Annotated in this window: 23 protein-coding genes, 3 tRNA genes and 1 CRISPR repeat array; of the genes, 4 read left to right on the top strand and 22 right to left on the bottom strand. The window is 40.1% G+C overall.

Annotated elements, in window-relative coordinates:
- The first annotated feature begins 105 nt into the window (after positions 1 to 105).
- Positions 106 to 1059: a type I pantothenate kinase gene (gene coaA, locus L4F93_RS04755; protein ID WP_250351361.1), complete on the top strand. Its 954-nt coding sequence runs from the start codon at positions 106 to 108 to the stop codon at positions 1057 to 1059.
- A 64-nt stretch (positions 1060 to 1123) separates the two neighbouring features.
- Here coaA and gltS read toward each other — a convergent pair whose 3' ends face one another.
- The gene (gltS, locus tag L4F93_RS04750; protein WP_250351360.1) at positions 1124 to 2332 is read right to left on the bottom strand and encodes a sodium/glutamate symporter; all 1209 of its coding nucleotides are present in this window, start codon (positions 2330 to 2332) and stop codon (positions 1124 to 1126) included.
- An 843-nt stretch (positions 2333 to 3175) separates the two neighbouring features.
- A CRISPR array of direct repeats spans positions 3176 to 3744; the repeat unit is 28 nt; unit sequence TTTCTAAGCCATCTATGCGATGGATAAC.
- 147 nt (positions 3745 to 3891) lie between these two features.
- The gene (gene cas6f / locus L4F93_RS04745; RefSeq protein WP_250351359.1) at positions 3892 to 4488 is read right to left on the bottom strand and encodes a type I-F CRISPR-associated endoribonuclease Cas6/Csy4; all 597 of its coding nucleotides are present in this window, start codon (positions 4486 to 4488) and stop codon (positions 3892 to 3894) included.
- Between the two features lie 572 nt (positions 4489 to 5060).
- On the opposite strand from cas6f, the gene L4F93_RS04740 reads away from it, so the two are divergent.
- On the top strand, positions 5061 to 8087 hold the full coding sequence (locus L4F93_RS04740; protein ID WP_250351358.1) for a glycoside hydrolase family 2 TIM barrel-domain containing protein: 3027 nt from the start codon (positions 5061 to 5063) through the stop codon (positions 8085 to 8087).
- A gap of 66 nt (positions 8088 to 8153) precedes the next feature.
- Here L4F93_RS04740 and coaD read toward each other — a convergent pair whose 3' ends face one another.
- The 12 genes from coaD to L4F93_RS04680 form a co-directional block, all read right to left on the bottom strand.
- On the bottom strand, positions 8154 to 8648 hold the full coding sequence (coaD, locus tag L4F93_RS04735) for a pantetheine-phosphate adenylyltransferase (protein ID WP_250351357.1): 495 nt from the start codon (positions 8646 to 8648) through the stop codon (positions 8154 to 8156).
- Positions 8645 to 9934: a lipid IV(A) 3-deoxy-D-manno-octulosonic acid transferase gene (gene waaA, locus L4F93_RS04730; protein WP_250351356.1), complete on the bottom strand. Its 1290-nt coding sequence runs from the start codon at positions 9932 to 9934 to the stop codon at positions 8645 to 8647. Before waaA ends, coaD begins: the two co-directional genes overlap by 4 nt.
- Before the next feature lie 92 nt (positions 9935 to 10026).
- Positions 10027 to 11178 (bottom strand): tRNA 2-thiouridine(34) synthase MnmA, encoded by a 1152-nt coding sequence (gene mnmA, locus L4F93_RS04725; protein WP_250351627.1) that lies wholly within the window; start codon positions 11176 to 11178, stop codon positions 10027 to 10029.
- A 50-nt stretch (positions 11179 to 11228) separates the two neighbouring features.
- Positions 11229 to 11477, bottom strand: coding sequence for a (Na+)-NQR maturation NqrM (gene nqrM / locus L4F93_RS04720; protein WP_250351355.1), 249 nt, complete (start codon positions 11475 to 11477; stop codon positions 11229 to 11231).
- A gap of 9 nt (positions 11478 to 11486) precedes the next feature.
- The gene (locus L4F93_RS04715; protein WP_442778832.1) at positions 11487 to 12494 is read right to left on the bottom strand and encodes an FAD:protein FMN transferase; all 1008 of its coding nucleotides are present in this window, start codon (positions 12492 to 12494) and stop codon (positions 11487 to 11489) included.
- Between the two features lie 119 nt (positions 12495 to 12613).
- A complete protein-coding gene (gene nqrF, locus L4F93_RS04710) occupies positions 12614 to 13837 on the bottom strand; it encodes an NADH:ubiquinone reductase (Na(+)-transporting) subunit F (RefSeq protein WP_250351353.1) in 1224 nt (407 codons plus the stop codon).
- A 14-nt stretch (positions 13838 to 13851) separates the two neighbouring features.
- Positions 13852 to 14448, bottom strand: a complete 597-nt coding sequence (gene nqrE, locus L4F93_RS04705) for an NADH:ubiquinone reductase (Na(+)-transporting) subunit E (protein ID WP_250351352.1) — start codon at positions 14446 to 14448, stop codon at positions 13852 to 13854.
- Positions 14449 to 14451: 3 nt separating this feature from the next.
- Positions 14452 to 15075, bottom strand: coding sequence for an NADH:ubiquinone reductase (Na(+)-transporting) subunit D (locus tag L4F93_RS04700; RefSeq protein WP_250351351.1), 624 nt, complete (start codon positions 15073 to 15075; stop codon positions 14452 to 14454).
- Positions 15075 to 15851, bottom strand: coding sequence for a Na(+)-translocating NADH-quinone reductase subunit C (locus tag L4F93_RS04695; RefSeq protein ID WP_250351350.1), 777 nt, complete (start codon positions 15849 to 15851; stop codon positions 15075 to 15077). The genes L4F93_RS04700 and L4F93_RS04695 overlap by 1 nt, the downstream gene beginning before the upstream one ends.
- Positions 15844 to 17082: an NADH:ubiquinone reductase (Na(+)-transporting) subunit B gene (locus L4F93_RS04690; RefSeq protein WP_250351349.1), complete on the bottom strand. Its 1239-nt coding sequence runs from the start codon at positions 17080 to 17082 to the stop codon at positions 15844 to 15846. Before L4F93_RS04690 ends, L4F93_RS04695 begins: the two co-directional genes overlap by 8 nt.
- A 2-nt stretch (positions 17083 to 17084) precedes the next feature.
- Positions 17085 to 18443: a Na(+)-translocating NADH-quinone reductase subunit A gene (locus L4F93_RS04685; protein ID WP_250351348.1), complete on the bottom strand. Its 1359-nt coding sequence runs from the start codon at positions 18441 to 18443 to the stop codon at positions 17085 to 17087.
- Between the two features lie 380 nt (positions 18444 to 18823).
- Positions 18824 to 19135 (bottom strand): BolA family protein, encoded by a 312-nt coding sequence (locus tag L4F93_RS04680; protein ID WP_250351347.1) that lies wholly within the window; start codon positions 19133 to 19135, stop codon positions 18824 to 18826.
- 146 nt (positions 19136 to 19281) lie between these two features.
- On the opposite strand from L4F93_RS04680, the gene L4F93_RS04675 reads away from it, so the two are divergent.
- Positions 19282 to 19884 carry a YajG family lipoprotein gene (locus tag L4F93_RS04675; RefSeq protein ID WP_442778827.1) on the top strand — a complete coding sequence of 201 codons (603 nt, stop codon included), beginning with the start codon at positions 19282 to 19284 and terminating at the stop codon, positions 19882 to 19884.
- Positions 19885 to 20006: 122 nt separating this feature from the next.
- Here L4F93_RS04675 and L4F93_RS04670 read toward each other — a convergent pair.
- From L4F93_RS04670 to hflD, 8 genes are all read right to left on the bottom strand, one after another.
- Positions 20007 to 20083, bottom strand: a tRNA-Arg gene (locus L4F93_RS04670).
- 152 nt (positions 20084 to 20235) lie between these two features.
- Positions 20236 to 20311: transfer RNA gene (locus L4F93_RS04665), tRNA-Asn, on the bottom strand.
- Positions 20312 to 20315: 4 nt separating this feature from the next.
- Positions 20316 to 20391: transfer RNA gene (locus L4F93_RS04660), tRNA-Phe, on the bottom strand.
- Between the two features lie 156 nt (positions 20392 to 20547).
- Positions 20548 to 21621 carry a membrane-bound lytic murein transglycosylase MltC gene (gene mltC, locus L4F93_RS04655; protein WP_250351345.1) on the bottom strand — a complete coding sequence of 358 codons (1074 nt, stop codon included), beginning with the start codon at positions 21619 to 21621 and terminating at the stop codon, positions 20548 to 20550.
- Positions 21618 to 21899, bottom strand: coding sequence for an oxidative damage protection protein (locus L4F93_RS04650; protein ID WP_250351344.1), 282 nt, complete (start codon positions 21897 to 21899; stop codon positions 21618 to 21620). Before L4F93_RS04650 ends, mltC begins: the two co-directional genes overlap by 4 nt.
- Positions 21899 to 23017 (bottom strand): A/G-specific adenine glycosylase, encoded by a 1119-nt coding sequence (gene mutY / locus L4F93_RS04645; RefSeq protein ID WP_250351343.1) that lies wholly within the window; start codon positions 23015 to 23017, stop codon positions 21899 to 21901. Before mutY ends, L4F93_RS04650 begins: the two co-directional genes overlap by 1 nt.
- Positions 23018 to 23184: 167 nt before the next feature.
- On the bottom strand, positions 23185 to 24552 hold the full coding sequence (gene purB / locus L4F93_RS04640) for an adenylosuccinate lyase (protein ID WP_250351342.1): 1368 nt from the start codon (positions 24550 to 24552) through the stop codon (positions 23185 to 23187).
- Positions 24553 to 24565: 13 nt separating this feature from the next.
- Positions 24566 to 25177: a high frequency lysogenization protein HflD gene (gene hflD / locus L4F93_RS04635; protein WP_250351341.1), complete on the bottom strand. Its 612-nt coding sequence runs from the start codon at positions 25175 to 25177 to the stop codon at positions 24566 to 24568.
- 159 nt (positions 25178 to 25336) lie between these two features.
- On the opposite strand from hflD, the gene L4F93_RS04630 reads away from it, so the two are divergent.
- Positions 25337 to 25741 (top strand): copper chaperone PCu(A)C, encoded by a 405-nt coding sequence (locus L4F93_RS04630; RefSeq protein WP_250351340.1) that lies wholly within the window; start codon positions 25337 to 25339, stop codon positions 25739 to 25741.
- The last annotated feature ends 24 nt before the right edge of the window (positions 25742 to 25765 follow it).

Raw genomic sequence — 25765 nt, 5'->3', positions numbered from 1 at the left:
AAAATTTATAAAAAAAGTGCCAATTTATTCTAAATTTTACTAATCAGAAGCCAATTTATAGGGTATATTTCTATTCATCATTCTATAAATTATGAAGACAACATTGTGGCCTTTTCTGATTCAACGTTATTAAATGAGCAATTAACGCCTTTTCTTTCTTTTGATCGCCAGCAATGGGCAGAATTACGCAAATCCGTTCCATTAAAACTGACCGAGCAAGATCTTAAGCCTTTGTTAGGTTTCAATGAGGATCTTTCATTAAATGAAGTAAGTACCATTTATCTGCCTTTGGCACGTTTAATTAATTACTATATTGAAGAAAATTTACGCCGCCAAACCGTATTAAAACGATTTTTAGCTGGTGATACCCCAAAAGTACCTTATATTATTAGCATTGCAGGCAGTGTCGCGGTGGGGAAAAGCACTTCAGCACGCATTTTGCAATCGCTCCTATCAAACTGGCCGCAAGTGCGTAATGTGGATCTTATCACCACCGACGGCTTTCTTTATCCCTTAGAAAAACTTAAAAAAGACAATCTGTTACAAAAGAAAGGCTTTCCTGTTTCTTATGACACCCAACGCCTAATCCATTTTTTGGCAGAAATAAAATCAGGTAAACGCAATGTGAGCGCACCGATTTATTCTCACTTAACTTACGACATTGTACCTGACCAATTTGATTATGTGGATCAACCTGATATTCTTATTTTGGAAGGATTAAATGTACTACAACGTGGCAATAGCAATACAAATCAAGTTTTTGTTTCTGATTTTGTGGATTTTTCTATTTTTGTTGATGCCGAAGAACACTTATTAAAAGAATGGTACATTCGCCGTTTTCTCAAATTCCGCCAAAGTGCATTTAATAATCCTCATTCTTACTTTAAGCACTATGCCAGCCTTTCCGAACAAGAAGCCATTGCCACCGCGAGTAAAATTTGGGAGGAAATCAACGGCAAAAACCTCCGAGAGAATATTTTACCAACCCGAGAGCGGGCTAATTTAATTTTGACCAAAGGCGCCAATCACGCGGTGGAAAAGATTAAATTGAAAAGATAGATATGAAAAATCGTTGTTAAGTTTGATTAACAACGATTTTTTATTTATATCAATCGACTCCCGTTTAATGGAATATCGCGACCACTTCCACAAAAAGCTTCAGTAAACTCGCATTAAGAATATCAATAAAAAATGCCCCCACCATTGGCACAATCAAAAAAGCTTTGTGAGAAGGCCCATAGTGAGACGTTACCGCCTGCATATTCGCAACAGCAGTTGGCGTTGCCCCTAAACCAAAGCCACAATGCCCCGCACTCAGTACCACAGCATCATAATCTTTCCCCATCACTCGGAAAGTAACAAGAATAGCATATAACGCCATTACTGCCACTTGAATGAGCAAGATCACTAAAATTGGCAATGCTAAGCCAACTAATTCCCACAATTTGAGCGACATCAATGCAATGGCTAAAAAAATCGAAAGTCCGACACTTCCCAAAATATCAATGGCCTCTTCCGCCACTTTAAATTTAAACAGATGAGATAAAGAATTACGCACAATCACTCCAGTAAACAAACACCATACAAAAGTTGGAAGTTGAAATGCGGTGCCTTTCGCCAATAAATCTAATTGTTGTCCAATAAACAAACAAATCGATAACATCGTAATTGTTTCAATAATTGAACGCGTATTGACTTTACGGCGATACACGGGTTTTTCAAACGCCTCTTCCACATCATCTAAATTTTCATCCTCAGGAATTTCTTTACGGTGTAAACGCTTAAGTAAAAAGCTCGCCACCGGCCCGCCGATAACCCCACCAAAAATTAAACCGAAAGTAGCACAAGCCATTGCTAATTCTGTCGCACTTTGAATACCAAAACGTGCTGCCAACGCATCGGCCCAAGCCGCCCCCGTACCGTGTCCTCCGGTTAAGGTCACGGAACTGGCTAACAAGCCATAAGCGGGATCTAAGCCTAATGCCATTGCACTGAAAATGCCTACCGTGTTTTGTAATGCAATTAATCCCGCTGCAACAAAAAGGAACATTACTAACGGCATTCCGCCTTTGATTAAGCGAGAAAAATTCGCACTCAAACCGATAGAAGTAAAGAAAGTTAGCATCATTGTACGTTGTAAATCCGTATCAAAACTGAAACTTAATCCCCAGAATTGATGAACGCCCGTTAAAACGATTGCAACTACAAAACCGCCTACAACCGGCTCAGGAATATTATAGTGATTCAATAAACGAACACGTTTGACTAAAAAATACCCCAACAATAAAACTAAACAGGCTAACGCCAATGTTTCATAAGTATCAAAAACCATATCCTTCTCTTTTTTATTTCTTCATCTCCTACTCCTTTAGGAGTAAAAGCATACCCTATGGAAAATCAAAGTGAGTTAATATAGCAAAAAAACCTTTATTAATGTAGGCTCACTGCGTTATTTGCCTGTTTTTCTCATTTCATATTGTTGCCGCAAATTGAATTTTACTCCCTGTAATCGTTCTCACAAATTTTCTTTTTCATCCGCACTTTTCGCAAAAATTCGCGTATATTTTGTACATTGATAACAACCTTCTTAAAGCGGATGTTGAAGATTATCCCAATGATTATCAATGGCAACGAGTACAGCGTTTAGGCAGCTCGATTTGCTTTAAAAAGGTTAGAGATAACACGTAAAAAAAGACGTTAACCCATCCTCAAGAAAGTGCTGAGAAACGTGCCTCTTTTGTTAATAAATTTGAATTATTTGAAAAAATGGAAGAAAGATCATTTAGTTAGATCAAAGTGGTTTCAAAATGTAGGACAATAAACCATATGGCAACACTCAAAGAGTGTCAGCCTTGACTGAGTCACGAAAACTGACAACGTAAACATCAGAGTAATGCCATTGAAGCAGAGCTCAATCAACAGCTTTTTGCTGTAGGCTTTATGATTGTGGTATCAATAATGATGTTTTTCATCACTGGTCAAACAGCGATTGCTTCCGCAACTTCGCGGTACTAAAGTCATTGCGATGGATAACTCGGATTTTCACAAACGTTCAGACGCAAAAGCATTGATAAAACCACGGGGCACACGATTCTCTGACTCCCGTCTTACAGCCCTAGCCTTAATCCGATTGAACGCACTTGGGCTTGGAGTTACAGAAGAATAATAGTTATGACTTCTAAACCATCTATGCAATGGATAACATGGGGCTACACTCTTCCAAAATTGAAGATATTTTCTAAGCCATCTATGCGATGGATAACGACTGGTCGATTGGCTGGTCGCAAACCTACGATTTCTAAGCCATCTATGCGATGGATAACAACGTTGATAGGTATCATCAAGAATATTTTTATTTCTAAGCCATCTATGCGATGGATAACGTTACTGCAGCCAACATTAAGCGCGCCCCAATTTTCTAAGCCATCTATGTGATGGATAACAGCCACCTTATCAGATGGAGGATATTGGCGCTTTTCTAAGCCATCTATGCGATGGATAACATGAAAAGCTATGAAATTGAACTTGAAGATAAATTTCTAAGCCATCTATGCGATGGATAACGCAGTTATACGTAACGCCAATGCAACCGCAGCTTTCTAAGCCATCTATGCGATGGATAACGCAAAAGCATATTGTTACTATTGCAACACAAATTTCTAAGCCATCTATGCGATGGATAACAAAGATTAATTGACGCGCTTACTCGCAATCTATTTCTAAGCCATCTATGCGATGGATAACCTTAATTTTATCTAGAAAATTTAGCTATAACAATGTGTTATAGTAAATTTTGTAATTTACCCCATCGTTTGTTTATTATTTATAACCTATTGTTTTTAATAAAATTATTAAAACGCCTTTAAAAAAGGTATTTTAATTTTTAAGATCTCACCAAGAGGGTACCGTGCTGCTTTTATGGCTTAATCCATAGGTACTATAACCCCCCTTTACGGAATTATCTGCTCGTGTTTGTAGAATTACAAGCGGATAAGATTGTGCATTGCTCTCGCTTTTCATTCTGATAAAGGGCGGGTGAAGCTCTGCTCTGCGGTGAGTCTTGCAATGCGTCAGTGCCTCTTCATAGCTGATTTGGTGCCGTTTTGCGTGGGCTTTGGCCTGCTGGTCAATCGGGCGGAAGCGATAGCGTTTAACCATAACTGGCACCGCATAGTCAGGCACGGCAGCTGGCTTTTTGATGTGGATATAGTCCGTCAATCTTGCCAGCCATTTTTCTACATTCAGCGTTGAAAGAGTGGCTTCATCTGGGGCGATGAGGCGAATTTTATTTCCAAGAGTTGCAAAATGTTTATTATTTCTCTGCTCGTATTGATAATGAGGAAAACTTACACCAGTAGGATTAGTCTTATGCTGATTATAAAGGTCAGCAAAAGCAATATGCAGCTGCTGATACAGTTTTTCCCAAAGAACCCTAATACTATAATCTTCATTATCTATTAAGGTAATCTCTTGATAAAACTTGGTCATCTTATCTCCTTTAAATAAATCGTATCGCTGACACATATGCCAAGCCTTTTTTTCCTAACGGAAAAGGACTAACACCTGCATTCTCTATACATATTCTTAAATCCTTGGGCTTTATTTATATCAATATCAAGTTTAATTCAAACACTAAGACAAGTATTACAATAAATCCCACCTTCGCAGATTGTGAATATTAATATCTTTACTGAAAAACAAAATAAATAATTCACAGAGATTATCTCTAAGACGTTATTGATAACTTATTTATAGACTTATCAATTTCTACAATACGGTGAGATCTCATTTGGAGTTCGGAAATCTTTTGAAGCACTGAGATCGCCTTTTAAGGGCTGTGTTAGATCAATGCTCATATAGTCAAACCCAATTAAATACACTACAATAGTCGCATAATATCTTCACAAGATTACCGACAAATGCTCCTAGCCAATCAAGACAACTGGTAGCTTAAACACCAGAGTAATACTATTGAGGCAGTATTCAATCAACCGCTTTTTATTGTAGGCTTTATGATTGTGTAGTGATGATCAATGGTTTTTTACTATATAGGCGGCTTTATGTTTTTACCGAATTATTTTCAAGACCCGAAGGTGTTGCATCTAAACACCACGGCTCATCACGCTTATTTTATTCCACACCATAATATCCAAAGTGCGGTGCAAAATTCGCGAGAATTTTCTCACTATTTCATTCCTCTCAATGGAAATTGGGATTTTCATTATTTTAAAAGTTATTGGGATTTGCCCGAGAATTTCCTCGATTTTTCCTTTCAACAACGCATTTCTGTGCCTTCCACTTGGCAAACTCAGGGATATGATCAACACCATTACACCAATGTGAATTACCCGTTTCCTTTTGATCCGCCTTATGTTCCACAGGAAAATCCTTGTGGGCTTTATCACCGCACTTTTTATTTGCAAGCTAAAGCCAATAAACGCTACTTAATTAATTTTGAAGGTGTAGATAGTTGTTTCTTTTTATATGTAAATCAAACGTTTATTGGATATAGTCAAGTCAGCCACTGCACGGCTGAATTTGATCTCACGGATTATTTATGCGAAGGAGAAAACCACCTTACCGCGGTGGTCTTAAAGTGGTGTGATGGCAGCTATTTGGAAGATCAAGATAAATTTAGAATGTCGGGTATTTTTCGTGATGTGTATATATTGGAACGCGAGCAAAATTATGTGCAGGATTTTTTCATTAAAACGGCGCTTTCTGCGGATTTAAAAAGTGCGGTGGTAAATTTGGCGATTTTTTTCCGCCAACCTGAAAACCCCTCAACAATTACTTATCACCTTTTTGATCCACAAGGAAAACCACTTCTCCGCACAGAACAGCCTCAATTCTGCGTAGAAAACATTCAATTATGGAATGCAGAAAATCCACAGTGTTACGATTTATTCATCTGCTATGGTGAAGAAGTGATTTGCCAAAAAATAGGATTTCGGCAAATTGAAGTGAAAAAGGGGATTTTATTGCTTAACCAACAGCCAATAAAATTTAAAGGCGTAAATCGGCACGATAGTGATCCTCAGAGCGGTTATACGATTAGTGAACAGCAAGCAATGGCAGATCTGCGCCTAATGAAGCAACACAATTTTAACGCCATTCGCACCGCCCATTATCCTAATGCACCTTGGTTTGCGGAATTGTGCGATCGCTACGGCTTTTATTTGATCGCGGAAGCCGATATTGAAAGCCACGGCACCAATGCGGTCTATGTGCCAAGCCCTGAAAAAAGCATTTTACTTGGCGTAGAAACCGCCTCTGATGACGCAACGACTCGTCAGCAAATCATTGATAATTATTGCTATATGGCACGCAGCCCTGATTTCAAACAAGCGATTTTAGATCGCGTACAAGCCAATGTGCAGCGCGATAAAAATCGTCCTAGTGTGCTAATTTGGTCGCTAGGTAATGAAAGTGGTTATGGAGAAAATTTTGAGGCGGCAGCACAGTGGGTAAAAACCGTTGATCCAAGCCGTTTAGTACATTATGAGAATGCCATTTTTCAACATTCCGCTCACCAAAATGATACGACGCAGTTAGATTTACACAGTGAAATGTACCGCAGTACAGAGGATATGGCCGCCTACTTTGCAACACAAACTGCCCCAAAACCTTATTTACTCTGTGAATATCTGCACGCAATGGGGAATTCTTGTGGTGATGCGGAAGATTATTTCCAAGCAATACAGCAACACGCGGGGGCTTGTGGTGGGTTTGTGTGGGAATGGTGCGATCACAGCCCTTATTTACCGCAGTCAAAAAAAATGGGGTATGGCGGTGATTTTGGTGATTTCCCTAATGATAACAATTTCTGTGCAGACGGTTTAGTGCGTGCGGATCGCCGTATTCAAAGTAATCTACTTGAACTGAAAAACGTACAACGCCCATTACGTGCAAACTATCACAATGGGCAAATTGAACTCACCAATTATTTTGATTTTACCCACGCAGAAGATATGGTGAGCATTCACTATCAACTGCTAGAAAACGGGGTTCTCGTGCAACAAGGAAACATTGCCACCCCAAAAATTCCACCAAAATGCACCGCACTTTTACCTTTCACCTTACCGCCAAATAATGGTAGTTTATGGCTGTTGAATTTAGAATATCGCACAAAACACGCCTCACCTTTAGTGGAAAAAAATCACTTACTCGGCGTTGATCAACTCTGCCTATTTGGCGATAAACGGCTACCCAGTTTTTATCCCCCGCGCTTAGCAGAAAAAGCCCATATTCAATACCGTTCGCACGAAATTCACATTACCTTCGGCAAGACAAATTATATTTTTGATAAACAAAAAGGCATTCTCTCGCAATGGCTTTATGGGCAATGCCCTATTATTCAGCGTCCGCTGGCGTTTAATATTTGGCGCGCACCATTAGATAACGACAGTCTTATCAAAGCACATTGGGTTTCAGCGGGTTATCATCACGCTTACAGTCGCGCCTATACGATGCAAGTGGAAATGCGAAAAGATCGGGTTGTGGTGAAAACGCATTGTGCTTTGCTCGCCGTATCGCAAAGTAAAATTTTAGATCTTAAGGTTGAATATCATTTGTTTAATCACACACAGTTTGAGATCAAAATTCACGCGAAAAAAGCACCGCACTTGCCTTTTCTACCCCGTTTTGGGTTACGCTTTTATTTAGCCAAACAACAATGGCAAGCACGCTATTTTGCCTATGGCAACGGCGAAAGCTATATTGATAAACACCACGCCACTCAGCTTGGGCTTTATCAAACAACCCCACAGGAAAATCACGTGGATTATTTAAAACCACAGGAAAATGGTAGCCATTATCATTGTTCTTTTATTAAATTAACCCGTGCTGAAGGTGGTTTGTACATCACTGCCCAGCAACCGTTCAGCTTTAACCTTTCCCCTTATAGCCAAGAAGAATTGGCAAGTAAAAAACATCATTACGATTTACAAGAAAGCCCTTACTGTGTGCTGTGTGTGGATTATAAAATGAGTGGCATTGGCTCAAACTCTTGTGGGCCATCGCTCAAAGAGGCTTATCGTTTGAATGAAACCCAATGGGATTGCACCTTTAAGGTGAGTTTGCTTTGAGGCGTATGGGCAAAATAAGGCATAGGTAAAACGTGGGGCGGAAGTTCGCCCCATTTTTATATCCTGTTATTTTTCAATAGGATCTTTCATTGCTTGCAACACGGCTTGCGGTACAAGCTCACTCACATCGCCACCGTGTAGATGAATTTCTCGCACCATTGTAGAAGACACAAATGCCCATTTTTCACTTGGAGGGAAGAATAAACTTTCTACCCCTTGTCCATTTCCATTTTTTGTCAATAAACGGTTTAGGCTGGCAAGTTGCAGTTCGTATTCAAAATCAGTGGTGGTTCGTACACCGCGGATAATGGCGTGAATGTGTTTTTCTTTCACGACATTGGCAAGTAAATCAGCAAAGCCAAAAACCTCTACATTTGGCAAGTGCGCCACGGCTTGCTGTGCAATTTTTACTCGGCTATCTAAATCAAACAGAGGCTTTTTACTCGGGCTGGCAGCAATGGCAACAAAAACGTTTGAAAAAAGCACCGCACTTCGCTCAATAATATCTAAATGCCCATTTGTGATAGGGTCAAAAGTGCCGGGATAAATCACGGTCGTCATTGTCTTTCCTCGCTTAAATAAGGCTGTAATAAATCTAATAGGCGTTGCAAGGCGCCACGATTTTCTAATAATACCGTATAACCTGCTTTGCCGGTGCGTTCACGCAAGGCGGGGGAATTAAGCAAAATTTCCACCGCTCTTGCAATTGCGGCAGCATTATTATTCACTTCAACAAAGCCCTGAACTTCCATTAACTTGCGGTAAACTTCGGGGAAATTGAAGGTATATTTGCCACTCACCACGGGGATTTGAAAGGCTAACGGTTCAAGTGGATTATGTCCTCCCCGTTTCACTAAACTGCCTCCCACAAAGGCAACATCAGCCAATGCATAGATTAACATTAGCTCACCCATCGTGTCGCCTAGCACCACTTGGGTATCGGGTTGTGGCACGCGATTTTCACTACGGCGAACAAAGGTGAAATGCTGCTTTTCAATTTGTTCCGCCACCTGATTAAAGCGTTCAGGGTGGCGTGGCACAAGAATCAGCAATAAATCAGGAAAGGCTTGTAATAATAAACGATGACTTTCCAAAATCAGGCTCTCTTCACCTTCGTGGGTACTCGCCGCCACCCATATAGGGCGTTGTTGTTTCCACTGGATTTTGAGCTTTTCTGCTTCTGTAAGTAAGCTCTCACTTAATACGAGATCATATTTGATATTGCCAGTGGGTTTGAGCTTTTGTGGATTATAGCCCAGTTTGAGATAACGCTGACCGCTGATGTTATCTTGCGGTGCAATCAAGCTGATTTTACTTAAGATCGCTTGGATATAGCTTTCCAACCAGCCATAGCGTTTTGCTGATCGGGCAGATAAACGAGCATTGGCAATAATAAAAGGAATATGCTGTTTATCTAGTTGATAAATTAAATTCGGCCAAATTTCGGTTTCGATCACAATGCAAGCTTTTGGCTGAATAAAACCAATAAAGCGTTTGATCGCACTGGGTAAATCATAAGGCAAATAAAAATGGCTGACTTGCTCACCAAAGGCCGCTTTGACGCGCTCAGATCCTGTTGGCGTTACGGTGGTTAGGGTGATGGCTAAATCAGGATAAGTACGTTGAATCGCTTTCACTAACGGTGTGGCTGCAATGACTTCGCCCACCGATGCCGCGTGAATTAACACGCCATTCGGTTTCGGTGGGGTTTGTGAGGCAGAATAAATAGCATAACGCTCCAAAATTCGCTGACGATAAGCGGGCGCTTTGAAGCTACGTAATAAAATAAATAACCAAATAAGCGGTTGAACAAGATACATTATGCTGGTGTAAATTCGGTGCCACATAGCCGTTTCTTCATTAAATAGCGAGAAAACCGAGAACTTCTCCGCACTTTATTGAGACAAGAAACAAAGTGCGGTGGAATTTCGCGGCGTTTTTATTTTATGGATTGTTCAATAATTCCACCACCAAGGCAAATTTCACCTTGATAAAACACCGCTGATTGCCCCGGTGTAACCGCAATTTGCGGTTCATCAAAACGTACCTCGATGCTGTCATCATTAATTGGGATAATTTGGCAAGGAATATCCGTTTGGCGATAGCGTGTTTTCACTGTGCAACGCAATGGTTCACGAATCGGCTGGCGATCTACCCAATGTAGCTGTTGTGCAATTAAGCCACTGGATAGCAACGCGGAATTATCTAACCCCTGAGCCACCACTAACACGTTATTTGTGAGATCTTTTTCGACCACATACCACGCATTTTCTGCTTTACCTTTCACCCCACCAATGCCTAAGCCTTTGCGTTGCCCTAAGGTATGATACATTAAGCCTTGATGACGCCCAATAATCTCGCCTTCCGTTGTCTTAATATCACCCGGTTGAGCTGGCAAGAAGCGGGCTAGAAAATCTTTAAATTTACGCTCACCAATAAAGCAAATGCCAGTCGAATCTTTTTTCTTGGCGGTAACCAAGCCTAAATCTTCTGCAATGGCTCGCACCACTGGCTTTTCAAGCTCGCCAACAGGGAAAAGGCTTTGCCCCACTTGGCGTTCACTCAAGGTGTAAAGAAAATAACTTTGATCTTTATTCGTATCTAAACCACGCAACAATTGCGCTTTGCCATTGTGATCTCGACGGCGCACATAATGCCCTGTGGCGATATAATCTGCTCCTAAATCTTCTGCCGCATATTCCAAAAAGGCTTTAAACTTGATTTCTTTGTTGCACAAAATATCAGGGTTAGGCGTGCGGCCTGCTTTATATTCCGCTAAAAAATGTTCAAAAACATTATCCCAATATTCTGCGGCAAAATTGATTTTATGTAATTTGATCCCGAGCTTATCACAAACCGCTTGTGCGTCTGCCAAATCCTCTGCTGCGGTGCAGTAGTCCGTATCATCATCCTCTTCCCAATTTTTCATAAACAAGCCTTCCACTTGGTAGCCTTGTTGTTGAAGAATAAATGCGGAAACAGAGGAATCTACCCCGCCAGACATACCACAAATCACTTTTATTTTACTGTTTTCTGCACGTTGTTCTTCACTGAGTGCTGGAAAATATTGTTCGTAAGTTTTTGATTTTATCATAATTTTGCTTAATTTTTTTACCGCACTTTCGTTTCCCCATTGGGGCATTATTTGACTTCGTAAAAGTTATTTTCGCTTTTGTTAAAACGCTCTAATTCTGATGCGTCCACTTCACCTTTTTCTACTTTTGCTTTTAAGTTATCGCAAGGCTCATCACAATCGCAGACTTTTTTTAATCCCAACGCGGAGATCCCCCCGCAGCTTCCTGCAATAGATTTGCGTTTAATAATATAGCCAATAGACATAGCAAAAATAACGAGGACGAAAAAGCCGAAAGTAATAAAAAAGAGTTCCATATTTCCCCCTTATTGGTTGATGAGTTGTTTAAATGCAGAAGACATTTTTACCTCAAATCCTTTTTCCGTTTTGATAATTAAATAAACGGCAAGTTTTTGCTGCTCTGCAATATCCAGTGCTTTCGCCTCACCCAGTACAAATAGCCCTGTTGAAAGCCCGTCTGCGGTCATTGATGACGGCGCTAATACGGTAATCGAGGCTAAATGATGTTGGATTGGACGCCCTGTTTGTGGATCAATTTCGTGCGAATAACGCACGCCATTTTCTTCAAAGTAAATGCGATAATCACCTGAGGTTGCCATTGCTAAATTATGTAGCCCAACAACTTGCTCAACGCTTCTGGAACCGTCAAAGGTAGGCTTTTCAATGGCAATCTGCCAAGGTTTGTTTTCGCTATTATTTCCTTTAGCACGAATTTCGCCACCTATTTCTACCATATAGTTGCCAATACCTAAACTTTCTAGGTAATCCGCCACTTGATCCACCCCAAAGCCTTTGGCAATCGAAGATAAATCCACATAAAGTTCTGGCACAGCCTTTTCTAAGTAAAATTTACCCGCACTTTCACTGAGTTTTAATTTTTCAATGCCAACCCACGCACGGCGTTCATCAAGTTGTTGCTGGCTCGGTGCTTTTTCCACGCGTTTTTCGGGGCCAAATCCCCATAAATTCACCAAGGGGCCTACGGTAACATCTAATGCACCTTGTGTAACCTTATTTAAGCGAATGGCTTCACCTATCACTTTGGCAAGATCGGCTGAAATTTCAATGGGCGTATTAACTTGACGATTTTGATTAAAGCGACTTAATTCAGAAGTCGGAATATAAGTGGACATTTTATCATTGACGTCTTTTAAAATATGTTCAATCCCCTCGTGTGTATCGGTAACCGATTGTGAGCCTTCCTCAGTGATGTATTTGATATGGTAGGTTGTTCCCATTGTTTTCCCACTTAAGGTCACAATTTCAGGATCTTTTTGGCAGGCGGTTAAGCAGCAAGCCAAAAGTATTCCCATACTCCAAGCATAAACGGATTTTAATTTTCTTCGCATTAGGCAATCACTCATTTTGGTTTGGCTAAAAATGGTTAAAGCGGTCAGAAATCTGACCGCTCTTTTTTGTCGTGAAGCAGTTATCAACCACCAAAATCATCTAGTAAGATGTTTTCATCTTCAACGCCTAGATCTTTAAGCATTTTGATTACGGCAGCATTCATCACTGGTGGTCCACACATATAGTATTCACAATCTTCTGGTGCTTCGTGATTTTTTAGATAGTTTTCATAAAGCACATTGTGGATAAAGCCGGTGTAACCATCCCAATTATCTTCAGGCAATGGATCAGAAAGTGCCACGTGCCATTGGAAATTGTCATTTTCTGCTTGTAAGGTATCGAAATCTTCCACATAGAACATTTCACGTTTAGAACGCGCCCCATACCAGAAAGACATTTTACGTTTAGATTTCAAACGTTTTAATTGGTCAAAGATATGTGAACGCATTGGTGCCATACCTGCCCCACCACCGATAAAGACCATTTCAGCATCGGTTTCTTTGGCAAAGAATTCACCAAACGGACCAGAGATAGTGACTTTATCACCCGGTTTTAATGACCAAATGTAAGATGACATTTGTCCCGGTGGTGCATCTGGATTACGTGGTGGTGGCGTTGCAATACGCACATTCAGCATAATAATGCCTTTTTCTTCTGGGTATGAAGCCATTGAATAAGCACGTACAATAGGCTCATCCACTTTTGAAACATAACGCCATAGGTCATATTTATCCCAGTCTTCGTGGTATTCTTTTGGAATATCGAAGTCTTTGTAATATACCGTATGCGGTTCAGCTTCAATTTGGATATACCCCCCCGCACGGAATGGGACTTCTTCCCCTTCAGGAATTTGTAATTTTAACTCTTTAATGAAGGTCGCTTTATTATCGTTAGAAATAACGGTACATTCCCATTTTTTCACGCCAAAGACTTCTTCAGGTAACTCAATTTGCATATTGGTTTTGACATTAACCTGACAAGCAAGGCGATAACCTTCTTTTGCTTCACGTTTTGAGATATGGGAAAGTTCAGTAGGTAGAATATCTCCACCACCTTCTGTAACTTTCACCACACACTGACCACAAGAGCCACCGCCCCCACAAGCAGAAGACACGAAAATCCCTTTACTGGCTAATGCGCCTAATAATTTTCCACCTGCTGGTAAATGAATGGCTTTATTTGGATCGTGATTAATTTCAATAGTAATGTCCCCCGAGTTTACTAGCTTAGATTTAGCAAACAAGATAATTGCTGCTAAAGCTAAAACCACAATCGTGAACATTGCAATACCTAAAATAATTTCCATTTAGTATCCCCTTCTTATAACTGAATACCTGAAAATGACATAAAGCCAAGCGCCATTAGACCTACCGTGATAAAGGTAATCCCTAAACCACGTAAACCTGCTGGGATATCAGCATATTTCATTTTTTCAGTTAAACCAGCAAGTGCAACGATAGCAAGCATCCAACCTGTACCCGCACCAATTCCATAAACCACGGACTCCGCAAAATTATATTCACGTTGAACCATAAAGGAGACGCCACCGAAAATCGCACAGTTTACGGTAATTAACGGTAAGAAAATCCCTAATGCGTTATAAAGTGCGGGGAAAAATTTGTCTAAAACCATTTCGAGGATTTGAACCAACGCAGCAATCACCCCAATAAAGGTAATAAAGCGTAAGAAACTTAAATCCACCCCTTCCACTAACGCGCCATCTTTTAAGATGTGAGTGTAAACAATTTGGTTGGCAGGCACAGCAATACCCAATACCACGATTACCGCAATCCCTAAACCAAACGCGGTTGAAACTTTCTTTGAAACAGCAAGGAATGTACACATACCAAGGAAGAAAGAAAGTGCCATATTTTCAATAAAAATGGACTTAACAAAGAGACTTAAATAATGTTCCATTGCTTATTTCTCCACTTGTTCTGGTTTCCACGTTCTTAAGCCCCAAATTAAGAAGCCGATAATAAAGAACGCACTTGGTGCTAAAAGGAAAAGCCCGTTTGCTTGGTACCAACCGCCGTCTTGGATGGTTTGGAAAACAGTCATACCAAAGATTTTACCTGAACCAATTAATTCACGTAAAAACGCAACAATAATCAAAATAGTCCCGTAACCAATACCGTTACCTAAACCATCAACAAAACTCGCTAATGGGGGTTCTTTCATTGCGAACGCTTCTGCACGTCCCATTACGATACAGTTTGTGATAATCAAACCAACGAATACGGAAAGCTGTTTAGATAACTCATAAGCATAGGCTTGCAACACTTGATCCACAAGGGTTACTAATGATGCAATAATTGCCATTTGCACGATAATACGGATACTGTTTGGAATATAATTACGGATACAAGAAATGAAGAAACTTGAAAATGCCGTAACCAAACTTACTGCGATAGCCATTACCACCGCGGTTTCTAATTTTGTTGTTACCGCTAAAGCAGAACAAATACCCAAGATTTGCAATGCAATTGGGTTATTGCTCACAATCGGAGATAACAATAATTTTTTCATATTTGCATTAGCCATTAGTTAGCCTCCGCTCTAAGTTTATCTAAATATGGACCAAAGCCATTACGATCAAACCAGTAATCGAAAGAACCTTGTACCCCTTTCGTTGTTAAGGTTGCACCAGATAAACCATCAATACCGTGTTCTTTATCTGCTGAAGCCCCTTTACCAATTTTAATCGCAACTTGATTTTGTTCATTAAAGAGTTTTTTACCTACAAAGTATTTTTGCCAGTTTGGATTAGCAATTTCGCCCCCTAAACCAGCCGTTTCACCTTGCTCATAATAAGTAATCCCTTTAATGGTATTTGCATCCGGTGCAACAGACACAAAACCATACATCACAGACCATAATCCCGTACCATAAATTGGTAAGACAATTTGTGAAGTTTTGCCTTGTGCATCTTTTACCAAATAAACCTCAGCGTATTTTGCCCGCACTTTAATACCAGCTTTATCATCTTCTGGTTTAATTGCGACACTTTCAGCTGGATTTTTCACCGCAACACGCGCATCAAAATTCGTGATGTTATTAACATAATCACCTGTTGCAAGATCAACAATTTTAGGCTCAATGTTTTCCGCATAAAGTGCTTTTATTTCCGCCCCTTTTGCTTTCGCTGGGAGTAACCCTGCCACACTGAGAATGTTTTTCTGTTTATCTAATAATTTTTGCTCATTTTGCGTCGGTTTTAAACCTACTGCCGCACTTGCTACGATAATTGAGCAAACTAAGCTGACTAGAACAACAACAAGGATTGTTCCGCCAACACTATCTTTATTAAACTTAGCCATTGCGCGCTCTCCGACGTTTGATATTTGCTTGAACAACCAGATAGTCAAAAATTGGGGCAAATAAGTTAGCTAATAAGATGGCTAACATCATTCCTTCTGGATAAGCAGGGTTTACCACTCGAATAATCACTGCCATTGCACCAATTAATGCGCCATACCACCATTTCCCTTTATTTGTAAATGAGGCGGATACAGGGTCTGTTGCCATAAATAACATACCTAACGCAAAACCACCTAACACTAAATGCCAATGCCAAGGCATTGAGAATAATGGGTTTGTCTCTGAACCAATCACATTGAATAGGGTAGAAGTGGCAATCATACCGATCATCACACCCGCGATAATACGCCACGAAGCAATACGGGCGAATACAATCACCGCAGCCCCAATTAATAATGCAAGGGTCGAAACTTCACCGATTGAACCCGGGATATTCCCTAAGAAAGCGTCCATCCATTGAATTGGCTGACCGATGGTAACTTGTTTTAATGCTCCTTGACCGCCGGTTGCCCATTGTGAAAGTGCGGTTGCACCAGAGAAACCATCAGCAGCGATCCATACGGAATCCCCTGAGATTTGTGCTGGATAAGCAAAGAATAAAAACGCACGCCCTGCTAATGCTGGGTTCATAAAGTTTTTACCAACACCACCGAACACCTCTTTTGCCACAACAACACCAAAAGTGGTCGCTAATGCCGCTTGCCATAATGGCAATGTTGGTGGAACGATAAGGGCTAATAAAATAGAGGTTACGAAGAAACCTTCGTTGATTTCGTGTTTACGCACCATGGCGAATAACACTTCCCAGAAACCGCCCACAAGGAACACGGTTAAATAAATTGGTAGGAAGAAAATCGCCCCTAATGCCATTTTAGCAAGTACACCTGCATCAGGCGACACTAAACCTAGTGCGTTTGCTAAGGCAAAATGCCAGTCATTCGCCACATTTTGTGCTAAGTTTTGTGCAAAATCGCCGACGTTTAATGCAAGGATAGATTGCGCCCCCACATTAAACATACCGTAGAACATTGCTGGAAATAACGCCAGCCACACTAATACCATCATACGTTTTGAATCTAACGCATCACGGACGTGAGAAGCTTTCGCTGTTACTGTACCGGGGGTATATAAAAAGGTTGCCGTTGCTTCAAACAGTGCATACCATTTTTCATATTTACCACCCGGTAAAAAAGCAGGTTCCATTTTCTCTAAAAGATGTTTTAAACCCATTTTTAACCTTCCTTCTCGATCTTATCTAAAGCCGCACGCAGCATTGGACCGTAATCATTTTTACCCGGACAAACGAATGTACAAAGTGCTAAATCTTCTTCATCTAACTCTAAACAACCTAATGCTTGCGCACTATCGGTATCGCCTGCACTTAAATCACGCAGTAATAATGTCGGGATAATATCTAATGGCATCACACGTTCATAAGCACCAATTGGTACCATTGCACGGTGTCCACCATTAAGTGCGGTGGTAAAATTGAATAATTTATGGCCGAAATGACCTAACACGGTACGGGTGATCGAATATTTATTTGCGCCCGGCATAATCCAACCGAGGAACTCTTTCTCACGCCCTTCTACAAGCACAGAAACCTGTAACGCATAGCGTCCTAAGTAAGCTAATGCGCCTTCCGCTTTATGACCACTTAACACAGATCCTGAAATAATGCGGTTTTCGCCTTCTTTTAATTCGCCTTGAGTTAATTGAGCTAAATTAGCGCCAAGTTGCGTGCGAATTAAACGTGGATTTTTCACCTGCGGACCAGCTAATGCGACAACACGATCTGTAAACAATTCACCCGTGGTAAATAATTTACCGATAGCAATCACATCTTGATAGTTTAAATGCCAAACTTGCTTGGTTGCACCCACAGGATCGATAAAGTGAATATGTGTACCAACAAGTCCTGCAGGATGTGGACCTTTAAAACGGTTAGTTTGCACATTTTCAATTTGGCGACTTTGTGCTGCATTTAAGATATTAGAATCAGCACCACCACAAAGATGGATCATTTTTTTGCCGTCAAACAAACGGCTTAACACCGTTAAGCCATCAAAGAAAGCTTGCTGATGTTCTGCAATAATCACTTCTGGATTTGCCGCTAATGGATTTGTATCCATTGCATTGACAAAAATAGAAGAAGGTACCGCATCAATAGCTGGCACTTTACTAAATGGACGGGTACGCAATGCTGTCCAAAGCCCTGAGGCTTGTAAGTTTTGACGAACTTGCTCCGAAGTTAAACTTTTTAGCTCATCGGCAGAATATTTATTAAAGGTAACCTGATCATCACCTTCGATTTGAATCACTACTGATTGCAACACACGCTTAGCACCGCGATTAATCGCAGTTACAGTACCGCTGGCAGGGGCAGTAAATAATACGCCGGGGTTCTTTTTATCTTCAAAAAGTACCTGACCTTTTTTCACTACATCACCTTCACGCACCTTCATTGAAGGACGCATTCCCACATACTCTTCGCCAAGCAAGGCAACTTCAGTAACGGCATTGCCGTTATGGATTACTTGTTCTGGCTTCCCAGCAATAGGAAGATCCAAGCCTTTTTTAATCGTAATCATATTGTATGCACTACTTTTCGTTAGATTAAAAATATAGCTATCGCAAGATAAAACGCAATGCGATAACCTCGTCTTGAGTAATGATTTTTGCTTAATTATCAACGATGAATGCAAAAAACATCGTCATAACATCCACTCCAACCACATAAATTTAAAACTCAAATTCTGTTTAGATTTTATACCGCGCATAAAACTAAACGCGCAATATACGTTAAAATTTTGATAAAAATTAGCAGTTCATTTTAACTAAATAATAACTTTCATTCCACTTTGACAAACAGTTTTTCCTGCTTTTTCGCAAAAAAACCGCTCTGTTCTTGTGGAAAATCAAATTTTGCAAAAACCTGTTAGCTAATCTTACCTCGTATGAGGTAGCTTGTTTATTGCCCGACACCTAAACAATTTGGCGATTTTGGGAACTGCTGTTCCAACGCGTGCCATTCATCTAATGTATAAGTATGTAAGGCTAATGCGTGGATACCCTGTTTCAATTCTTCTGCTAATAACTGATACAACATTTGATGACGCGCGACCTTTCTCACTCCATTAAATTCATCGCTCACTAACACTACTTTGAAATGTGAATCTGCACCACGCCCCGAACTGTGCATATGGCTTTCATTTTCGATATGTAAAAAGTGCGGTGCAAATTTTTGCTGAATTTTTTGCGTTAAAATTTGTTGAGTATTCATTCTCGTTTCCTTTTGATGATCAATCGCACATTAAAGTAAGGTCGTTTTATTTGTGCTTAAATGTTATGAATAATTTGCCAGCGCAAAGACTATACATTCATAATGAAGTTTGCAAGAATAACCCTTTCTTTTTTGTTAGCGAGGAAATGACTATGCGTTTTACCAAACTCTCTCTCATCAGCTTATTTTCAAGTGCCGTGCTATTATCTGCTTGCCAATCTCAGCCCAGTAACACGCTCACGTTTACCCCACCTAGCCCAAGTGTACAATTCAATGCCGCAAATCAACAGGCGGTGCTAAACATTTTAACCCGCGATGTGCGCCAACAACCTGAAGTATCGAGCTATGTTTATAATGAAAAAATATTTAAACTCTTTGCTAAACCAACCCCAACCGAGCTTTTCGATCAAGTCATCAAACAAGATTTAAATGCTAAAGGTTTCCGCATTGCGGCAACACCGGCTCAATCCAACACCAACGTCATTGTGAATATCAATAAATTCTATGCCGATATTGATCAAGGCAATTTGCGTTACAAAATCGCAGCAAATGTACAACTTAGCGTTCAAGTACAGGGTGCAAAAGGGCAATTTAATAAAAATATTGGTTCATCAAGAACCCAAGAAGGAGCGTTCAAAGCCAGCAATGAAAATATCCAGAAGGTACTAACCCAAGCCTTGCAAGAAACCGTGAAAAGTATTTATCAAGATCAAGACATCGCTAATGCGATTAATCGCTATTCCAATTAATGTTATAGCTATCTTGCTTGATTTTGAAATAACACAGCCTAACTGGTTTTCACTTATTGCAAAGTGAAGTCACAACAAAAGAAAACCTTGCAAACTAACGCAAGGTTTTTTATTACCTAAAATGGCGAACGTGGGCGGAGTCGAACCGCCGACCTGTCCCTTAGGAGGGGACTGCTCTATCCTGCTAAGCTACACGTTCTTCTACGTTTCAGTTTCGCATAAATAGGTGATGATGAAAAGCAAATACTGAGAAATAAAGTGCGGTGTTAATTTTGTTAATTTTTAATCAGAAAAGAGAGGGTAATTAGATATGAAAAAGCCGCTAATTTTCATTAGCGGCTGTTAAGAATTTGGCTCCTCCTGCTGGACTTGAACCAGCGACATATGGATTAACAGTCCACCGTTCTACCGACTGAACTAAGGAGGAATAGTGGTGCCTCGAGGCGGAATCGAACCACCGACACGGGGATTTTCAATCCCCTGCTCTACCGACTGAGCTATCGAGGCAACGCATCATTGGTGCGTATTAAACGATTTTTACCGCGGTAAGTCAATCATTAATTTTAACTTTTTTACATTTTTTTATCCGTTTGAATATTTAACAGACGAAACGCATAGAAATACAGCAAAAATTGTGTAAAAAAACAAAACCACTTTTAATGCTTATCGTCTAACACGATAACTTTTTTGTGCTTTATCCACCTTAATGAGATAATTTCTTGCCTGTGAAGAAGGATGTGCCGTCGTTAAAATACGGTACACTTGCTCAGGATACAAGCGATTAATCTGTTCAATTGCCATCTCTTTATCTTCGTGAAACACGCGTAATACTGCGCCAGCACCACTGTTATAAGCTGAGATCATTGCAAAACGTTTAGATGTCGGATTGGTAATGCCATCTAAATATTTATTTTGTAATAACCATAAATAAGACGCGCCTGTATCAATATTCTTTTCAGGATCAAATAAATAACTTTTTGATGGTTGCCCACCACGCCCTTTCATTTGGAATACATCACGTCCTGCCGTATGTGGCACAACTTGCATTAATCCCACGGCATTGGCATAGCTAATTGCATAAGGGTTAAAACTTGATTCTGTTTGCATAATGCCAAGGATTAAACTTTCATCAAGGTTATAACGTCTTGCAGCACGACGTACCATAGGTAAATATTTTTGCGCACGCACTGCAACGTGATTCGCAATCATTGGAATCACCACAAATTGCACCACTCTGCCATTACTCAAACGACGCGTCTGTAATTTATTTTGCAATAAATAATTGGCAAAATTACTTGCTGTCGTTACATTCGCAATTTGTCCACCCAAATTATCCACAACCTGCCCTAAGAGGAACGGGCGTGAGCTAATCGGTACATCACCAGAAGCAAATAGATCAATGCCTTTAGCATCAGATCCCATTAATAATGTATGTACAATGGCATTATGTAAGCGATTTACATCACTTAATGTTTCAACCGTAATGCTCCCTTCATCAAAACTCACGTGGCTACGCGTATAATAACTATCCGTATATTTCACATAATCTTTACGGCTAGCAACCAATAACTCATTAACGCCCCAAATTTGATCAATATTATGGGAAAATTGTCCAGTTAAAATATCTAACCCTTGTGTATCTTTTGCAAAGGCTTCATCATAATCAATCCTTTTATGGCTTGAGCCACTACAAGCAAATAAAAAAGGAATAATCAACGCAACAACATATTTTTTCATAGTGTTTTTTCTGCTGGTGGAACATAACCTTCAATGTGAACCTCTTTGCCTTCAAACAAAAAGTTCACCATTTCTTGTTCTAATAATTGACGATGTTCAGCATTCATCATATTTAATTTCTTCTCATTAACGAGCATAGTTTGCTTTTTCATCCACTCGCCCCACGCTTGTTTACTGATATGATCAAAAATACGTTTACCTAACTCCCCCGGATAGAGTTGAAAATCTAATCCATCTGCGTCTCGTTTTAAATAGGCACAAAATACCGTTCTTGCCATTATTCTTTTCCTTTTGCTAACTGTAATAAAAGATTTTTAACTGGTGTTGCCAGCCCAATTTGATCTGGATTTTGCGGATCATACCAATATTTGACCGCACTTTGTATAGAAGATTCATACTTCCCGTGATTTTCACCCACCTTTTTCCAATCAGAGCGATTGCTATCCTCACCCCGATATTCCTGTTTCACATAAATAGGATGAATCATTAAATGAAAATGGCTAAACGTATGACGAAAGGCCGGCCATTCTTGGTAAAAAGCCACATTTTGACGGGCTAAATACGGCAGTAAATCCTGCTTACTATCAAATTGCGGAAAACAATACAAACCGCCCCATAATCCTGATTTTTCACGCTGTTCTAAGACAACTTTTCCCTGTTCTTGCCAAATCAAAAAATAACTTTGTCGCTCAGGTAAGGTTTTTTTCGGCTTTTTAGCTGGATAAGCTTGCCAATTTTGTTGTAAATTTGCACCGCACTTTGTAGCTAAAGGACAAAGTTCGCATTTGGGTTTTGTGCGTGTACAAACCATTGCGCCAATATCCATCATCGCTTGATTAAAATCCGCCACACGCTGTTTTGGTGTAACTTCTGCACTTAACTGCCAAAGCTGATTTTCTACTTTCTTCTCTCCAGCCCAACCTTGCACGGTAAAATAACGTGATAATACCCGTTTCACGTTACCATCTAAAATTGGGTAAGGGGCATTTAAACAAGAAGATAAAATCGCCCCCGCAGTACTACGCCCAATCCCTTTTAATGCCTGCACTTGCTCAAATTCAGTGGGAAAATTACCTTGATAATGATCTCGAATATATTGTGCGGATTGGTGCAAATTTCTTGCTCTTGCGTAATAACCTAAACCTGTCCACAAATGTAATACTTCATCAAGAGGCGCATTCGCCAGCGCAGTAATCGTGGGAAAAGTTTGCATAAAGCGTTCAAAATAGGGAATCACAGTGGCAACTTGGGTTTGTTGCAACATCACCTCTGACAGCCATACACCATAAAGGGTTTTATTTTGCTGCCAAGGTAAATGCTTACGTCCAAATTGCTCATACCAAGTAAGCACAGATTTTGCAAAAGGAGACGTGGTGGAAGATTGAGCTAATAGCATAAATATAATAGATAAAAGAATCAAAAAACGAAGTGTATCATAGGCAAAATTTATCTTGCAAAAGAATTGCGAAGGAAATGCCATAGAAGAAAAATTTGCCTGAAACAAAAGTGCGGTGAAAAATTTCTTAATTTTCCACCGCACTTAGGTTATGAATGATTGAGCAATTAAAGTTTCTCCACTAACGCCACGGCTGCCCCAATATAGGTGGCAGGGGTAAGTTGTTGTAAGCGTTGTTTTTCTGCTGCTGGAATGTCTAATTTTTCAATAAACTCACGCATAGCTTGCTCATCAACTCGCTTACCACGCGTCAATTCTTTCAGTTTTTCATAAGGTTTTTCAATGCCATAACGACGCATCACCGTTTGAATTGGCTCTGCAAGCACTTCCCAATTTTGATCCAGTTCATCACGTAAGTGTTGTTCATTGACCTCTAATTTACTGATCCCTTTTCTGGTTGCCGCATATGCAATTAAACAATAGCCTAAGCCTACCCCGAGGTTACGTAACACCGTCGAATCAGTTAGATCACGCTGCCAGCGAGAAATCGGTAATTTTGCCCCCAAATGCGCCATTACTGCATTTGCCAGTCCTAAATTTCCTTCAGAATTCTCAAAATCAATCGGGTTTACTTTATGTGGCATTGTTGATGAGCCAATTTCTCCCGCAATTGTTCGTTGTTTGAAATGGTTTAATGCGATATAGCCCCATAAATCACGATCAAAATCAATAATAATGGTATTAAAACGTGCGATGTTATCAAATAATTCTGCAATGTAATCGTGTGGTTCAATTTGCGTGGTGTAAGGATTCCATTTAATCCCTAAAGAGGTAACAAATTCTTCGCTAAACTTGTGCCAGTCTAGCTCAGGATAAGCCGATAAATGCGCATTATAGTTCCCCACAGCACCATTGATTTTACCTAGAATATCAATACGTTGTAGCTGTTCAAATTGACGTTTTAGGCGATATACCACATTCGCCATTTCCTTTCCAACGGTAGAAGGGGAGGCTGGCTGTCCGTGTGTACGAGAAAGTAACGGAATCGCCTTATATGCTTGGGCTAATCGACTAATTTCATCAATCAATTTTTGCCATTCGGGTAAAATCACTTCTTCACGTGCGGTTTTTAACATTAATGCGTGAGAAAGATTATTGATATCCTCGGAGGTACAAGCAAAATGAATAAATTCACTTACTGCGGCTAATTCATCAAGTGCGGTCGTTTTTTCTTTCAAAAAATACTCTACCGCTTTCACATCGTGATTTGTGGTTCGCTCAATTTCTTTAATGCGCTCGGCATCTGCTAAACTGAAATTTGCAACAATTTGATTTAAGTAATCGTTTGCTTTTTTTGATAAAGAAGGAACTTCTTGAATTTGTGCCGTTGCCGCTAGTTTTTGCAACCAACGAACCTCAACCTCCACGCGAAACTTGAGCAAACCAAACTCACTAAAAATATGACGTAATGCCGTTGTTTTATCCTGATAACGACCATCAAGGGGAGATATTGCAGTAAGCGCATTTAATTGCATAATAAAAAAACTCCTAAAAGGTTGAATAAATTTGTTGTGCTGTTGTAGCGATTTTGCTGCGGGAAAAAAGAAGCTGATATTTTTTACCGCCCACTTGTCGCCAAAGTACTGCCGAACGAATTCCAGCTAATAAACACGCCCGAATACGGTGCTGTATGCCTTGTTGCTGTAAATAATCTGGTGAGCCTAATACTTGAATACGATTACCCAGAGGGCTTATTACATCGACATAAATACTTGCTAGATTACTGATCATCTGTTCATCAAGCAGATGATAGAAATTAAGTTGTGACGGCAAATACGCAATACGTTGAGCAAGTTGTTGTTTTGCCTGCGCGGATTTATTTAACTTCCCTTCTAACGCCAATAAGCTCACCCAATAACGTGTCAGCTCCGCATCTCTGCCATTCAACTGCTCCATTAATATTTGTAACCCAAGCTTAAGATGAGCTTCATTTCCCCCATAAACGGCTAAGGTATTTTCTGGTGAAGTTTGTAACAAAGAATCTAAACTCGCCTTGAATGCATCTGAATCTGCACGACCATTATGCGCAAATTGTTGAACTAATTTTGCCGCTTGGCACACACCCGCTAAGGCAAGCGTGATGGGGTAATAATCAGCCATAAGGAGATAAAAACCATTATGTGGAAAGAAATATTAAAAAGTGTGGGCAATATAGCATTTTTCATAGGTTATTGAAAGCTAAGCAGCAAAATTCCCCCAGTAAAACAAATTCTTGCTATACTAGCACGATAGCCTTTATTCCTTTCAACGGAGAAAAAAATGCAGTGGATAAAAAAATCTTTATTAATTTACACCGCACTTTTCCCTCTCATCAGTCAAGCGGATATGCTTGTTTCTCAGGCAACAATGTTTGCAACAGAAAAAGCTGGTGAGCCTAGTGCTATTTTTATGCAATTACAAAACACAGGCGATGAGGCAGTACATCTTGCCTTACTTGAAAGTGAACAACCTTCTCGACTAGCCTTACACGGTATGCAAAATGGTAAGATGATCGATCTTGATGGGATAGAAATCCCCGCTAAACAAACCATTAGCTTGAAACGTGGTGGCTTACATATTATGGTGTTTGATTTACTCACCCCAATCAAACAAGGTAGTCCCTTCCCGCTTACCTTGTATTTTGATGATGGGGAAGTGGTAAAGGTGCAAGTTGCCGTGCAATAATCACCTGAGGAAAGAAAGCGCTCT

This window comes from Avibacterium sp. 20-132 (assembly GCF_023611925.1).
In the GTDB taxonomy this organism is placed as follows: Bacteria; Pseudomonadota; Gammaproteobacteria; order Enterobacterales; family Pasteurellaceae; genus Avibacterium.
Note: the sequence above shows the minus strand (reverse complement) of the source record. Positions and strands in the feature narration are given on the sequence as shown.

What these genes read in the sequence shown, in the direction of transcription:
- gltS (WP_250351360.1), bottom strand. Translation starts at nt 2,332, where the DNA reads ATGGTTTTTGATACTTATGAAACATTGGCGTTAGCCTGTTTAGTTTTA.
- cas6f (WP_250351359.1), bottom strand. Translation starts at nt 4,488, where the DNA reads ATGACCAAGTTTTATCAAGAGATTACCTTAATAGATAATGAAGATTAT.
- L4F93_RS04740 (WP_250351358.1), top strand. Translation starts at nt 5,061, where the DNA reads ATGTTTTTACCGAATTATTTTCAAGACCCGAAGGTGTTGCATCTAAAC.
- coaD (WP_250351357.1), bottom strand. Translation starts at nt 8,648, where the DNA reads ATGACGACCGTGATTTATCCCGGCACTTTTGACCCTATCACAAATGGG.
- waaA (WP_250351356.1), bottom strand. Translation starts at nt 9,934, where the DNA reads ATGTGGCACCGAATTTACACCAGCATAATGTATCTTGTTCAACCGCTT.
- nqrM (WP_250351355.1), bottom strand. Translation starts at nt 11,477, where the DNA reads ATGGAACTCTTTTTTATTACTTTCGGCTTTTTCGTCCTCGTTATTTTT.
- L4F93_RS04715 (WP_442778832.1), bottom strand. Translation starts at nt 12,494, where the DNA reads ATGGGAATACTTTTGGCTTGCTGCTTAACCGCCTGCCAAAAAGATCCT.
- nqrF (WP_250351353.1), bottom strand. Translation starts at nt 13,837, where the DNA reads ATGGAAATTATTTTAGGTATTGCAATGTTCACGATTGTGGTTTTAGCT.
- nqrE (WP_250351352.1), bottom strand. Translation starts at nt 14,448, where the DNA reads ATGGAACATTATTTAAGTCTCTTTGTTAAGTCCATTTTTATTGAAAAT.
- L4F93_RS04700 (WP_250351351.1), bottom strand. Translation starts at nt 15,075, where the DNA reads ATGGCTAATGCAAATATGAAAAAATTATTGTTATCTCCGATTGTGAGC.
- L4F93_RS04695 (WP_250351350.1), bottom strand. Translation starts at nt 15,851, where the DNA reads ATGGCTAAGTTTAATAAAGATAGTGTTGGCGGAACAATCCTTGTTGTT.
- L4F93_RS04690 (WP_250351349.1), bottom strand. Translation starts at nt 17,082, where the DNA reads ATGGGTTTAAAACATCTTTTAGAGAAAATGGAACCTGCTTTTTTACCG.
- L4F93_RS04685 (WP_250351348.1), bottom strand. Translation starts at nt 18,443, where the DNA reads ATGATTACGATTAAAAAAGGCTTGGATCTTCCTATTGCTGGGAAGCCA.
- L4F93_RS04680 (WP_250351347.1), bottom strand. Translation starts at nt 19,135, where the DNA reads ATGAATACTCAACAAATTTTAACGCAAAAAATTCAGCAAAAATTTGCA.
- L4F93_RS04675 (WP_442778827.1), top strand. Translation starts at nt 19,282, where the DNA reads ATGACTATGCGTTTTACCAAACTCTCTCTCATCAGCTTATTTTCAAGT.
- mltC (WP_250351345.1), bottom strand. Translation starts at nt 21,621, where the DNA reads ATGAAAAAATATGTTGTTGCGTTGATTATTCCTTTTTTATTTGCTTGT.
- L4F93_RS04650 (WP_250351344.1), bottom strand. Translation starts at nt 21,899, where the DNA reads ATGGCAAGAACGGTATTTTGTGCCTATTTAAAACGAGACGCAGATGGA.
- mutY (WP_250351343.1), bottom strand. Translation starts at nt 23,017, where the DNA reads ATGCTATTAGCTCAATCTTCCACCACGTCTCCTTTTGCAAAATCTGTG.
- purB (WP_250351342.1), bottom strand. Translation starts at nt 24,552, where the DNA reads ATGCAATTAAATGCGCTTACTGCAATATCTCCCCTTGATGGTCGTTAT.
- hflD (WP_250351341.1), bottom strand. Translation starts at nt 25,177, where the DNA reads ATGGCTGATTATTACCCCATCACGCTTGCCTTAGCGGGTGTGTGCCAA.
- L4F93_RS04630 (WP_250351340.1), top strand. Translation starts at nt 25,337, where the DNA reads ATGCAGTGGATAAAAAAATCTTTATTAATTTACACCGCACTTTTCCCT.